The sequence below is a fragment of the Actinoplanes lobatus genome (assembly GCF_014205215.1).
Lineage (GTDB): Bacteria > Actinomycetota > Actinomycetes > Mycobacteriales > Micromonosporaceae > Actinoplanes > Actinoplanes lobatus.
Window position 1 is genome coordinate 4,440,540 of sequence record NZ_JACHNC010000001.1, and the last position, 13,549, is coordinate 4,454,088.

Sequence of the window (13,549 nt, forward strand, 5' to 3'; positions counted from 1 at the left end):
TCAGTTCAGAAATCGGGTACGGCGTACGTCAGGGGACATCACGGAGATTGTCCGTACATGATGGACCGGGCAATGCCATCGAATGCGTCGATATGAGGGGATCCCTTGTGGATCTTCGGCAAATGCGAAACGGTTTGTCAGCTTTATGACAAGGCCTCGGGTTCATGTTCGATGGGAGCCGTCCGGCCGGTTGCCTAAGATCGGGGATGCGGTGGAAACTTGGCCCACTGCTGCCGTCTCGCGGATCCGTGTCGTGACAGGTCGGCGATTCGACCCGATGACGAGAGGGAAACCGTGGACCTCTGGGACCTGACCAGGCTGCTGCTCCGCCGGTGGTACTTCGCCGTGCCGATGCTGCTGGCCTCGGTCGCGGTGGTGGCCGGCGCCGCCCAGACGGTGGCCCCCGACTACAAGGCCATGGGTTACATGCAGCTGATCCCGGCGCCCAGCATCGGCAAGGCGCCGAACCCGAACGCCAAGCCCCGGCCGGCGAACCCGTGGAACGACCTGGGTTACGCGGCCCTGGGCAACGCGGCCGCCCTCACCGTCACCAACACGACCACGCTGGAGAAGCTGGCCGCCGAGGGGTATTCGGACAGCATCACCGTGGTCCTCAACGAGCGCACCCCGCTCTTCGAGATCGAGGTCGTCGGGGACAGCCGGGAGCAGGCCTCCGGCACGGTGCAGAAGATCATCAAGCTGCTCCAGGACGACATCGAGGCCAAGCAGAAGCAGTACGGCACCCTCGCCGAGGACACCATCTCCACCCTGGTGATCAACGACGGCAGCGCGCCCGAACAGGACAGCGGCACCCGTAAGCGGGTGCTCATCGTGGCGGCCGGCCTCGGTGTGCTGCTGACGACCGCGTCGACCATCGCGCTGGACTACTGGCTGCGCCGCCGCGCGAGCCGCCGTGACGGCTCCTCGGGCACGCCGGCCGACGCCGAGCCCACACCGTCGGAGCAGGCTTCCTCGTCGTCGGAGCGGACCCAGGTCATCCGGCCGCAGCCGCCGGCGAAGCCCGCGCGCAACAACGTCTACAGCGGTGAGCGCCGGGCCGAGGACCAGCGCAACGGGGAAGCCCGTAAGCGGAGCGCGCCGGGCCACCAGGCGGTGCCGGACGCGCCGGTGGACTCCACCGTCGTGCTGCCGGTGTCGCACCAGTCGCACCGTTCCTGAGCCGGCCGGCCATGACGGCGCCGACACAGCACCATCCGGTCGATCTCGAGCCGTCCCTGATCGCTCCTGGCACGTACACGTCCCGCCGCCTGCGGGTGCGACTGGACGTGGCCGGCGTCATCTGCCTGCTGTTCTGCCTGCTCTACGGGCTGCCGGCCACGCTGATCGTGCCGGCGCTGACGTTCGCGGGCCGGCCGGCGCTGCTGCTGGCACTGGCGCTGTTCGCCTGGTGGGTCCTGGCGCGCCTGAGCCCTCAGCTGCTGATGATCGGGCCGCAGCCGTTGCGCTGGGCCTGCCTGTTCTACCTCATGTCGATCCTGGCGTCGTGCATCGCCGGGATGCTGCGCGGACTGCCCACCCTGGAGGCGAACGGGCAGACCTTCACGTTGCTGATCACGTTCCAGTTCCTCGGCCTGATCCTGATGGCGGCCGACGGGATCGCCAACTGGGCCCGGCTTCGCAAGATCATTCAGGTGTTCGTCTGGGCGGCCGCGTTCATGTCGGTGGTCGGGCTCATCCAGTCGCTGTTCGAGTACGACGTCGCCCAGCACCTCGTGGTGCCCGGCCTGGAGCTCAAGTCGGACCTGGCCGACTTCCAGAAGCGCGGTGACGGCCTCTTCCGGGTCGCCGGCACCGCGACCCACTACATCGAGTTCAGCACGGTCCTGGCCATGGCCGTCCCCTTCGGCCTGCACTTCGCCCGCTTCGCGAAGAGCCGGAACAGCCGGATCATGTTCGGCGTGCTGACGCTGGTCATCGCGGTGGCGATCCCGATCGCGATCTCGCGGACCGGCGTGGTGGCCCTCGGCGTCGCCTTCCTGGTCATGTTCATCACCGCGTGGAACTGGCGGGTCCGCTACAACCTGGCGGTGATCAGCATCGCCGTGATGGGCGCGATGAGCGTGGTCCGCCCGGGCCTGCTCGGCACCCTCAAGTCGATGTTCCTGTGGGTGGAGGCGGACCCCAGCATCGAGGGGCGCACCAAGGACTACGAGTACATCGCCCACTGGTTCTCGCAGCGCCCCTGGCTGGGCCGCGGCCCCGGCACGCTGATCCCGGACCTCTACATCATCCTCGACAACCAGTGGCTCTACACCCTGGTTACCTGCGGGATCATCGGCGTCCTGGCGCTGGCCACGCTGCACCTCACCTGCATCGTGCTGGCGTCGGTCGCGCTGCGCCGCTCCCAGTCGGAGGAGGACCGGCATCTCTGCGCGGCCCTGATCGCCACACAGGTGCTGGCCATCGTGGTCGGCGGCACCTTCGACTCGCTCGGGTTCACCACCTTCGCCTTCACCCTGGCCGCGCTGTCCGGCCTGTGCGGGGCGGTGTGGCGCTTCACCCATCCGCGGCGCACCGTCCGGACCTCCACGGTGCGCCGCATCCTGGGCTGAGGGCTAGAGACCTTTCGTGGTCGAGGTCCGTCTGTCGCTTCCGCCCCTTCCCGGTACGCGTGACGCCGTCCCCGTCTCATCAGGGCCGTTCCGTCCGGTCGGCGCGTGCTTGCTGCCCGCTCGGGCCTGTGCCGCGCCCGCCGGGCGTAGATCGGTCGGACACTCCCGCATGTGCCGCGCGGTTGCGCTGGGTGGGTGGTTGGGGTGGTGGTTGCCTGGCATGCGGGGTGCTGCTTGCGGCCGTGACGCCGGTTGCGCTGGGTGGGTGGTTGGGGTGGTGGTTGCCTGGCATGCGGGGTGCTGCTTGCGGCCGTGACGCCGGTTGCGCTGGGTGGGTGGTTGGGGTGGTGGTTGCCTGGCATGCGGGGTGTTGCTTGCGGCCGTGACGCCGGTCGCGCCGGGTGGGTGGTTGGGGTGGTGATCGCCAGGCATCCGGGGTGCTGCTCCCGGCCGTCACGCCGGTCACGCCGGGTGGGTGGTGGCGCTTGACGTCGGTCGCGCCACGGGAATCCGTCGGGAGTCACTCACCGTGACCATGGCGGTGAGTGCGTGGAGGCGCGTGGTACATCGGTGCTGTTCTGCCGATCTCAATCTTCCACAAGGGCCGGTGGGCGGGGTCCCTCGCTTACACGGAGTGTCGGCCAGGCGGGTTTGTGGGGTGAGCGGGCGCGAAAGTCGTCGGGTGGGTGGCCGTCACGGCGATGGGCGGGGTGGGCGCACGCGCTGGTGATGTCGTGGTCGCCTGCTTGTCCTATAGCGGTGGTGGCCGCGCACGCGGCGGCTTGCGTGTGCGGCCACGACCGCTTCGACAGCCCGACCGTGTGCACCTACCCGCGCTGAACCCGCCCGCCGGGAGGACGGCCGTGCGCGGCTGCCAGGCCCGGCAGGACCGTGGATGACGAGTACCGTGACCGGCGTTACGGCCGAGGGCAGGCACTCCGGGTGCCTGGGAAGCAACACCGCGACCACCCGCCCACGGTGACCGGCGTTACGGCCGAGGGCAGGCACTCCGGGTGTCTGGCGAGCAACACCGTGACCACCCGCCCACGGTGACCGGCGTTACGGCCGAGAGCGGGCACTCCGGGTGTCTGGGAAGCAACACCGTGACCACCCGCCCACGGTGACCGGCGTTACGGCCGAGGGCAGGCACTCCGGGTGTCTGGGAAGCAACACCGTGACCACCCGCCCACGGTGACCGGCGTTACGGCCGAGGGCAGGCACTCCGGGTGTCTGGCGAGCAACACCGCGACCACCCGCCCACGGTGACCGGCGTTACGGCCGAGAGCGGGCACTCCGGGTGTCTGGGAAGCAGCACCGCGACCACCCGCCCACGGTGACCGGCGTTACGGCCGAGAGCAGGCACTCCGGGTGTCTGGAAAGCAACACCGCGACCAACCGTCCAGCGTGCCCCGGTCCGCCGAGGGCGAGAGTCGACGCCCTGGCCGTGACCGGCGGCAAAGAGGGGGCCGGGCCGGCCACCGATCTACGCCCGGCGGGCGCGGCAAAGGCCGGAGCGGGCAGCAAGCGAGCGCCGACCGGACGGGGCGGCCCTGATGAGGCGGGGCGAGGTCACGCGTACCGGAAAGGAGGAGCCGGAAGCGGAACGCGGACCTCGACCACGAAGGTCTCTAGCCGCACTCGGTGATCTTCTTGGTCTCCTTCTTGATCCGCCCTGTCGCCCAGTCGTAGGTGACGACCGCGTTGCCGTCCCACTCGCCGATCTCGCTGCAGGTGACCTCGACCGGGCCGTACGCCGCCGTGCCCTGCACGATCTTGTTGCCGGTCACCGAGGAGAACTGTCCGCCGCCCAGGCGTAGTGCGTACCCACCGCCGGCCAGCAGGTTGTCGTCGACCGCCCCGCCGTTGTTGCCCTGGCCGTCCGGGATGAAGATCGGAGCGGTGGGGCAGTCGTCCTGCCGCTGGTCGATGGTGTTGTGCCGCAGCGTGATGTGCGGGCCGCCGTAGCCCTGCACGCCGTCGCCGTGCGGGTCCTCGCTGGCGCAGAGGCCGGGCGGGACGGCGAGCTGGACGAACGAGTCCTCGATGACGATCGGCCCGGCGCCGGTGTTGCTGCTGCCGCCGGCCCGGAAGCCCTCGATCCGGTTGATGATCTTGCAGCGCCGGCAGGTGAAGTCGGCGGTGCCGATGGCGAACTCGCCGTTGGTGGTGAACTCCTGGCCGGGCGGGTTGACCGCCTCCAGCCCGATCATGGTGAGCGGCCCGTAGATGCGGTCGCCGACGAAGTTGTTGATCTGGCCGTAGACCCGGCTGTTGCGGATGGTGACGTTGTCGGCCTGCACCGTGATGCTGCCCTTGACCAGGTAGTTCTCGATCGTGGTGCCGGCCTTGGTGATCTTCAGGTCGCCCTCGACCGTCTTCTTCGGCGCCCATCCGGCGGGCACCCCGGCGCACGACGCCGTCGGGTAGGCCGGCAGCGCGCAGCTCCCGCCGCCCGCCGGGCGGGCCGTCGACCGGCTGGGCGAGGCGGATGCCTTGGCGCTGACCGAGGCGGAGGCGGTCGTGGCCGGGCCGAGCGACAGGCTGGGCCGTGCCGACACCGGCACGGACGGGGCGTCGGCGGAGGCGGCCGGCGGCCCGGCGGGCCCGCCCGCGCTGGTGGTGGCCGGCTCCGCGCCTGGCACGAACCGGTAGACGGCGGCGCCCGCGGTGGCGGCGACGACGGCGGCGGCCGTGGCGGCGATGGCGATCCAGGGCCGGCGCCGGCGGTGCCCGCCGGGCGTCTGCTGCTGATTCACGACGGTTCTTCCCTCCGATGTCACTTCGGATGGTCCATTGACCGGCTCGTTCACGGTGACAGACAAGAGTAAATGCAATGCGGCGCGCCGGGGGCCGTCCATTCGGGCCCGACAGGCTCTATTTCCCGGCCGTTCAGCGGGTTCCGTCGAGTGTGGACCGGATGAAATGTTCTCGCGCGGGTCGCCGTGCACCGTAACGGATCATGGCCGGGCCTCCGCCGGTCTGACGGGAATCCGCCAGAGTCGATGTGGCGGCCTTTCGGCGCGGTACGGTCGGCGCGATCGCGAACTTGAAGGGGATTCCGTTTTGGGTGTTCGGGTAGTGCCCATCACCGCCGACGACGTCCGGATGGTCGCGGAGTTCCTCCACGCCAATCTCAACAGCCGCGTCCCGGTCGACGACTGGGTCCGTGCCGTCGACGTGCCGTGGAAGGTGGACGCTCCGGACCACGGGCGGATGCTCCTCGACGAGGACGGGGCGGTGGCCGGCGCGCTGCTCGCCTTCTACTCGGAGCGGGAGATCGGCGGGCGCACCGAGCGGTTCTGCAACCTCGGGGCCTGGTGCGTGCTGCCGGAGCACCGGTTCCACAGCCTGAAACTGCTCAAGGCGCTGCTCGCCCGGCCCGGCTACCACTTCACCGACCTCTCGCCGAGCGGCAACGTCGTGCCGATCAACACCCGGCTCGGCTTCACCTCCCTGGACACCGCGACCGCCCTGGTGCCCAACCTGCCGTGGCCGGCCGTTCCGGGCCGCCGCCGGGTCACCGCCGACCCGGACCGCATCCGCCGCGCGCTCACCGGTCCCACCCTGGCCCGCTACCTGGACCACGCCGACGCGCCCGCCGCCCGGCACGTGCTGCTGACCGACGGCGACGAGTCGTGCCTGGTGATCTTCCGGCGGGACCGTCGCAAGGGCCTGCCGTTGTTCGCCTCGATCCTGTGGGTCAGCGATCCCGCCCTGTTCCGCCGGATGCGCCGCCGGCTGTTCAGCCACCTGCTGCTGCGCCACGGCGTGCCGCTCACCCTCGCCGAGCTGCGGGTGACCGGCCCGCGCCCCGCGCTGTCGCGGCTGCTGGGCTCGCCCCGGCACAAGATGTTCCGCAGCGCGAGCCTGGGCCCGGACGACATCGACTACCTCTACAGCGAGCTGGTCAGCCTCAACTGGTGAGTCCACCGGACACCGACGACAAGGACACAACCGCACCATGCGTACCCGACTGCATGAGATCGTCGCCGAGGCCGCCGCCCGGCGCGGTGACGCTCCCGCGCTGACCTACGGAGACGAGACCCTCGACTACGCCGGCCTGTGGGCCGGCGTCCGCCGGGTGGCCGGCGGCCTGCGCCGGCTCGGCCTGGCCGACGGTGAACGGGTGGCGGTCTGGACCGAGAAGCGGATCGAGGCGGTCCAGGCGATCTTCGGCGCGTCCGCGGCCGGCGGCGTGTTCGTGCCGGTCAACCCGATGCTGAAAGCCCGGCAGGTGGCCTACATCCTGGCGGACTGCTCGGTCCGGATCCTGATCACCACCCCCGAACGGTACGCGCTGGTCCGCGACGAGCTGGAGCAGGTCAAGTCGGTCGAGACCGTGGTGCTGGTCGGCGACCGGTCCTGGACCGACCTGGTCTCCGGCGAGCCGGAGCCGCCGCCGCTGGGCGGCGTGGACGTGGACGTGGCGGCCATCCTCTACACCTCGGGTAGCACCGGCCGGCCCAAGGGCGTGGTGCTGTCGCACCGCAACCTGCTCGTCGGCGGCGCCAGCGTCAGCCGATACCTGGACAACCGGCCCGGCGACGTGCTCCTGGCCGCCCTGCCGCTCAGCTTCGACGCCGGGTTCAGCCAGCTCACCACCGCCTTCACCGTCGGCGCGCACGTGGTGCTGATGAACTACCTGCTGGCCCGCGACGTCGTCCGGCTCTGCGCCCGGCACCAGGTCACCGGCCTGACCTGCGTGGCCCCGCTGTGGCTGCAACTGGCCGAGCAGAAGTGGCCGGAGGAGGCGACCCGCGCGCTGCGGTACTTCGCCAACACCGGCGGCCGGATGCCGAAGGCCACGCTGGAGCGGCTGCGCGGGCACTTCCCGGCCGCGCGACCGTTCCTCATGTACGGCCTGACCGAGGCCTTCCGCTCCACCTATCTTGACCCGGCCGAGGTGGACCGGCGTCCCGACTCGATCGGCAAGGCCATCCCCAACGCCGAGATCCTGGTGCTGCGCCCGGACGGCACGCCCACCGGCCCCGGTGAGGAGGGGGAGCTGGTGCACCGGGGCGCGCTGGTGGCCCTCGGCTACTGGAACGATCCGCAGCGCACCGCCGAGCGTTTCCGCCCCCTGCCGGGCCGCGACGGCGAGCTGGTGCCCGAGATCGCGGTCTTCTCCGGTGACACGGTGATCCGCGACGAGGAGGGCTTCCTCTACTTCGTGGGCCGCACCGACGACATGATCAAGACGTCCGGCTACCGGGTCAGCCCCACCGAGATCGAAGAGGTGGCCTACGACAGCGGCCTGGTGCGCGACGCCGTCGCCCTCGGCCTGCCGGACGACACGCTCGGGCAGCGGGTGGTCCTGGTGGCCAGCCCACCGGACGGCGCCGAGCTGGACACCGCCGCCCTGACCGCGGTGTTCAAACGGGAGCTGCCGCTCTACATGGTCCCCCGGGCGATCGTGGCGCGGCCGGTGCTGCCCCGCTCGCCGAACGGAAAGTTCGACCGCAACCTGATCCGCCAGGAGCTGACCTCATGACCAAGCACGTGGCGGCGGCCGCTTTCGGACGGGACGCCGGCCGGCTCAGCGTCGGCGGGGTGCCCGTCGACCGGCTCGCCGAGAGAGCCGGCAGCACACCCTTCTTCGCGTACGACCGGCGGCTGCTCACCGAGCGCATCGGGCTGCTGCGGGCCACGCTGCCGCCCGAGGTGAAGCTGAGCTACGCGGTGAAGGCCAACCCGATGCCGGCCGTGGTGCAGCACCTCGCCGGCCTGGTCGACGGCCTCGACGTGGCCTCCGCGCTGGAGATGCGCACCGCGCTGGACACCACGGTGCCGCCGGAGCGGATCAGCTTCGCCGGCCCCGGCAAGACCGACGCCGAGCTACGTGCGGCGATCGCGGCCGGGGTGACCGTGGAGATGGAGTCGGAGAACGAGGCGGACCGGGTCGCCGCGCTGGGCCGGGTCCTCGGCATCCGGCCGCGGGTCGCGGTGCGCGTCAACCCGGACTTCGCGGTCAAGGGCTCCGGGATGCGGCTCGGCGGCGGCCCGCAGCAGTTCGGCGTGGACGCCGAGCGGGTGCCCGCCCTGCTGAAGGATCTGGAGCGGGCGGACGTCGACTTCCTCGGCTTCCACATCTTCGCCGGCTCGCAGAACCTGCACGCCGACATCCTCGCCGAGGCCCAGCAACGGACCGTCGACCTGGCCGTCCGGCTGGCCGGGGAGTCGCCGCTGCCGGTGCGGTACCTGAACCTCGGCGGCGGGTTCGGGATCCCGTACCACGACCGGGACGCGCCGCTGGACCTCGCCGCGATCGGCGCCAACCTCACCGAGCTGGTGGCCGGGCCGATCCGGGCCGGGCTGCCGCGGGCGCGGGTCGCGATCGAGCTCGGGCGCTACATCGCCGGCGAGGCCGGGGTGTACGTGACCCGGGTCGTCGACCGCAAGGAGTCGCGCGGCACGACGTTCCTGGTCGTCGACGGCGGCCTGCACCATCAGCTGGCCGCGTCCGGGAACTTCGGCCAGGTCATCCGGCGCAACTATCCGCTCGGCGTGGCCACCCGGATCGACGGCGAGCCGGAGGAGACGGTGACCGTGGTGGGCTGCCTGTGCACCCCGCTGGACCTGCTGGGCAAGGACGTGTCGCTGCCCCGGGCCGGCGTCGGCGACCTGATCGTCCTGTTCCAGGCCGGCGCGTACGGGCTCACCGCGAGCCCGACCGCCTTCCTCGGTCATCCGGCCCCCGCCGAGATGCTGCTCTGAGCAACGACAACCGGAAGGAAAGTCACGTGAGTGTCACCAGTGCGGACAACCTGGCCGAGGTGCGGGCGCTGCTCGTCTCGGTGCTCGGCATCGAGGACCGGGCCGCCACGCTGGACGCGGCCACCCCTCTGCTGGGCAGCCTGCCCGAGCTCGACTCGATGGCGGTGCTGGAGATCGTCGCGGGGGTCGAGGAGCGGTTCGGGATCAGCGTCGACGACGACGAGGTGACCGCCGAGCTGTTCGAGACGCTGGGCAGCCTGGCCGCGTTCGTCGATGAGAAGAGAAACTGACCGTCCATTGCGGTACGTCCTCCGAACGGGGGACTCGGCGGCGACTGACGGCGGTCCATTGGGGATGGACGAGCGATGCCCGGGCACGGGCGCCCCGTTAGCGTTCGGCCGATATCGGTGTGTGTAGTTCTTTGGGGGCAATGGTGGGGGAGTCGACGCGGTGATCGGGAAGTTTGACCTGCCAGGGCTGGTGGCCCGGCGGTCGCGCCGCACGAAGTCTGTGATCAAGGCGGCGGTGGCGACCGCCAGTTGTGTGGCGCTGATGGTCTCCACCGGCGCCGTCGCCGGCGCCCCGGCCTACGCGGCCGATCCGTGCGCCAGCCCGGTGAACCCGATCGTCTGCGAGAACAGCAAGCAGGGGACGCCGTCGGAGGAGTGGGACGACATCTGGGGTTCGGGCGACGAGACCGTTCAGGGTTTCGCGACCGACGCCAGCGTCAACGTCGGGCAGACGATCGGCTTCAAGATCAAGGCCGCGGCGGCGTACCGCATCGACATCTACCGGCTCGGCTGGTACCAGGGCGACGGCGCGCGCAAGCTGGACACGCTGCGCCCGCCGCTGGGCTCCCCGCAGCCCGAGTGCGTCACCAACGCCGCCACCGAGATCTACGACTGCGGCACCTGGTCGGTGTCGGCGACGTGGACCGTGCCGGCGAGCGCCGTCTCCGGCATCTTCATCGCCAAGCTGGTCATCGAGGAGTCCGGCGACACCAGCCAGATCCCGTTCGTGGTCCGCAACGACGCCAGCACCTCGAAGCTGTACTTCAAGACCTCCGACGCCACCTGGCAGGCGTACAACACCTACGGCGGCTCCAACTTCTACTGGGGCGGCCCGATGGGCCGCGCGGTCAAGCTGAGCTACAACCGGCCGTACGAGACGCGCGGCGTGGCCGGCGGCCGCGACTACCTGTTCGCCAACGAGTACCCGATGCTGCGCTTCCTGGAGCGCAACGGCTACGACGTCAGCTACTTCACCGACCTGGACGCCGACATCCGCGGCAACCTGATCCGCAACCACAAGGCGTTCCTGTCGGTGGGCCACGACGAGTACTGGTCCGGCCCGGAGCGGGAGAACGTCGAGGCGGCCCGGGACGCGGGCGTCCACCTCGCCTTCTTCAGCGGCAACGAGGTCTACTGGAAGACCCGCTGGGAGCCGAGCGTCGACGGCGCGAACACCCCGAACCGCACCCTGGTCTGCTACAAGGAGACCTGGGCCGGCGACAAGATCGACCCGTCCACCGAGTGGACCGGCACCTGGCGTGACCCGCGGTTCACCCCGCCGTCCAACGGCGGCACCCCGGAGAACGCGCTGACCGGGGTGCTCTACATGTCCAACAACACCGACCTGGCCCTCAAGGTGCCCGCCGACCAGGGCGAGAACAGGTTCTGGCGGCACACCGACGCGGCCGACCAGGACGACGGGGAGACACTCACCCTCGCGAACCACACCGTCGGCTACGAGTCCGACGAGGACCTGGACAACGGCTTCCGCCCGCCGGGCCTGATCCGGCTCTCCACCACGACCGGCCCGGCCCCGGAGTACCTGCTCGACTTCGGGCTGCGGACCGCCCCCGGCACCACCACCCACCACCTCACCCTCTACCGGGCGCCCAGCGGCGCGCTGGTGTTCGGCGCCGGCACCATCCAGTGGGCCTGGGGCCTGGACGAGAAGCACGACGGCGAGGCACAGGAGCCGGCCGACCGGGTGATGCAGCAGGCGACCGTCAACCTGCTGGCCGACATGGGCGTGCAACCCACGTCGCTGATGTCGGCGCTGGTCGCCACCACCGCCTCCACCGACACCGTCGGGCCCACCACCACGATCACCTCGCCGGCGGCCGGCTCCGCGATGACCAACGGCGCGAAGGTCACCGTGCAGGGCACCGCCACCGACCTGGGCGGCGGCCGGGTGGCCGGCGTCGAGGTCTCCACCGACGACGGCCAGACCTGGCACCCGGCCACCGGCGGCTCCTCGTGGAGCTACCAGTTCTACGCCACCGGCGCCGCCACCCAGGTGGTCCGGGCCCGCGGCATCGACGACAGCGGCAACATCGGGACCAGCCCGGCGGTCCGCACCTTCGACCTGAACGGCCCGACCACCCTGTTCGGGCAGCGGGTCCCGCAGGTCCCGGTCGCCGACGACGGCTCCGCCGTGACCCTCGGCACCAGGTTCACGCCGACCACCGACGGCACGGTCACCGGAGTGCGTTTCTACAAGGGCTCCGGCAACAGCGGCTCGCACACCGGCTCGGTGTGGTCGTCGACCGGCCAGCTCCTGCGGACCGGATCGTTCGCCGGCGAGACGGCGACCGGCTGGCAGAAGCTGAAGTTCGCCAAGCCGCTCCCGGTCACCAAGGGCACCACGTACATCGTCGGCTACTACGCGCCCAACGGCCGGTACGCCGCCGACGACCGCTTCTTCAGCGGCCTGGACTGGAAGTCCGGTCCGCTGACCGCACCGCGCGGCCGCACCTCCGGCGGCAACGGGATGTTCCGGGCCGGCAACGGCGTCCCGGTCATCGCCTCGTCGACCGACGCCAACTACTACGTCGACGTGACGTTCGTCGACGGCGAGACGGCGGCGCCGACCGTGCTGACCACCGCCCCGGAGGACGCCGAGATCGGGGTCGCGCTCGGCGCCCAGCCGATGGCGGTCTTCTCCAAGCCGCTGGCCGCGTCGTCGATCGCGTTCACCCTGCGCCGCCCGGACGGCACGACCGTCCCCGGCGCCACGGTCTACGACGCGGACACCCGCTCGGTGACCTTCCGGCCGACGGCATCGCTGGACACCGCGGTCGCCTACACCGCCCGGGTCACCGCCCAGGACCTCCAGGGCGTCGCCAGCACCCCGCTGGAGTGGACGTTCACCACGACGCCGTACGCCCAGGTGTCGACCCTGTTCGCCCCCGACGCGACACCGGCCGCCGCGTCGTCCGGGGACTCGGACGCGATCACGCTGGGCGCCCGGTTCAAGCCGACGGTCGACGGCCTGGTGATCGGCGTCCGGTTCTACAAGGGCCCCGGCAACAACGGCGTCCACACCGGCACCCTCTACGGACCCGGTGGCCAGATGGCCAAGGCGACCTTCGGCACCGAGTCGGAGTCGGGCTGGCAGTCCGTGCACTTCGCGCAGCCCGTCGACGTGACGGCCGGGGCGACGTACACGGTGGCGTACTGGGCGCCGAACGGCAACTACGCCTACGACCCCGGCTACTTCAACGAGGCACGCACCGCCCCGGACCGCACCATGACCGCCGCGACCGGCGCCAACGGGGTGTACGCCTACGGCAGTGACCGGTTGCCGGAGAGCACCTACGGCGCCACCAACTACTGGGTGGACCCGCTGTTCGTGCCGGACGGCCCGCCGCCGCCCGCCGAGCAGCCGGATCCGCCGGCCGGATCGACGACGATCCTCGGGTCGGCCACCCCGGCCGTGGAGAACTTCGACGACAACTCGGGCATCGAGGTCGGTGTGAAGTTCCGCTCCGACGTCGCCGGCAAGGTGCACGGCATCCGGTTCTGGAAGGGCACGCAGAACACCGGCACCCACCGCGGCACCCTGTGGACCGCCGGCGGGCAGGAGATCGCCTCCGGGACGTTCGAGTACGAGACCGGTTCCGGCTGGCAGACGCTGCTGTTCGACAACCCGGTGGACATCTCCGCGAACACCACGTTCGTGGCGTCGTACCGGACGAGCAAGGGCTACTACTCGGCCGACCTGAACGCCTACGCCAACGGGCACGACAACGCACCGCTGCACGTGCCCCCGGCCGGAGGTGTCTTCACCTACGACGGCGGGTTCCCGAACTCGGCCTCCAACCACAACTTCTGGGTCGACGTCTACTTCATCCCGAACAGCTGACGGGGGACGAGGCCGGTACGCACGTGCCGGCCTCGTCCACATCAGACGGTCGGGATTCCGACGACAGGAAGAAGATTGATGCCTGCCGAAACTAGGCTCACCGTGAGCCG

Annotated in this window: 8 protein-coding genes; 7 read left to right on the forward strand and 1 reads right to left on the reverse strand. The window is 70.8% G+C overall.

From position 1 onward, the window contains the following. The first annotated feature begins 294 nt into the window (after positions 1–294). Both BJ964_RS20555 and BJ964_RS20560 read left to right on the forward strand, forming a co-directional pair. The gene (locus BJ964_RS20555; RefSeq protein ID WP_188122180.1) at positions 295–1,179 is read left to right on the forward strand and encodes a hypothetical protein; all 885 of its coding nucleotides are present in this window, start codon (positions 295–297) and stop codon (positions 1,177–1,179) included. A gap of 11 nt (positions 1,180–1,190) precedes the next feature. Continuing rightward, on the forward strand, positions 1,191–2,573 hold the full coding sequence (locus BJ964_RS20560) for an O-antigen ligase family protein (protein ID WP_188122181.1): 1,383 nt from the start codon (positions 1,191–1,193) through the stop codon (positions 2,571–2,573). Positions 2,574–4,201: 1,628 nt separating this feature from the next. On the opposite strand, the gene BJ964_RS20565 is transcribed toward BJ964_RS20560, so the two are convergent. Continuing rightward, entirely contained in the window at positions 4,202–5,329 is a 1,128-nt protein-coding gene (locus BJ964_RS20565; protein ID WP_188122182.1) for a hypothetical protein, read from the reverse strand. Between the two features lie 322 nt (positions 5,330–5,651). Between BJ964_RS20565 and BJ964_RS20570 the strand changes: the two genes are divergently transcribed. The 5 genes from BJ964_RS20570 (at position 5,652) to BJ964_RS49125 (ending at position 13,439) form a co-directional block, all read left to right on the forward strand. Further along, positions 5,652–6,497, forward strand: a complete 846-nt coding sequence (locus BJ964_RS20570) for a hypothetical protein (RefSeq protein WP_203832919.1) — start codon at positions 5,652–5,654, stop codon at positions 6,495–6,497. A 37-nt stretch (positions 6,498–6,534) separates the two neighbouring features. Beyond that, positions 6,535–8,064: an acyl-CoA ligase (AMP-forming), exosortase A system-associated gene (locus tag BJ964_RS20575; RefSeq protein WP_188122183.1), complete on the forward strand. Its 1,530-nt coding sequence runs from the start codon at positions 6,535–6,537 to the stop codon at positions 8,062–8,064. Further along, positions 8,061–9,287, forward strand: coding sequence for a pyridoxal-dependent decarboxylase, exosortase A system-associated (locus BJ964_RS20580; RefSeq protein ID WP_188122184.1), 1,227 nt, complete (start codon positions 8,061–8,063; stop codon positions 9,285–9,287). The genes BJ964_RS20575 and BJ964_RS20580 overlap by 4 nt, the downstream gene beginning before the upstream one ends. 26 nt (positions 9,288–9,313) lie before the next feature. Next, a complete protein-coding gene (locus tag BJ964_RS20585) occupies positions 9,314–9,577 on the forward strand; it encodes a phosphopantetheine-binding protein (RefSeq protein WP_203832918.1) in 264 nt (87 codons plus the stop codon). Between the two features lie 160 nt (positions 9,578–9,737). Further along, positions 9,738–13,439 carry a DUF4082 domain-containing protein gene (locus tag BJ964_RS49125; RefSeq protein WP_188122185.1) on the forward strand — a complete coding sequence of 1,234 codons (3,702 nt, stop codon included), beginning with the start codon at positions 9,738–9,740 and terminating at the stop codon, positions 13,437–13,439. Positions 13,440–13,549 lie beyond the last annotated feature (110 nt).

Coding starts and splice junctions, on each gene's coding strand:
- BJ964_RS20580 (WP_188122184.1), top strand. CDS start 8,061: ATGACCAAGCACGTGGCGGCGGCCGCTTTCGGACGGGACGCCGGCCGG.
- BJ964_RS20575 (WP_188122183.1), top strand. CDS start 6,535: ATGCGTACCCGACTGCATGAGATCGTCGCCGAGGCCGCCGCCCGGCGC.
- BJ964_RS20560 (WP_188122181.1), top strand. CDS start 1,191: ATGACGGCGCCGACACAGCACCATCCGGTCGATCTCGAGCCGTCCCTG.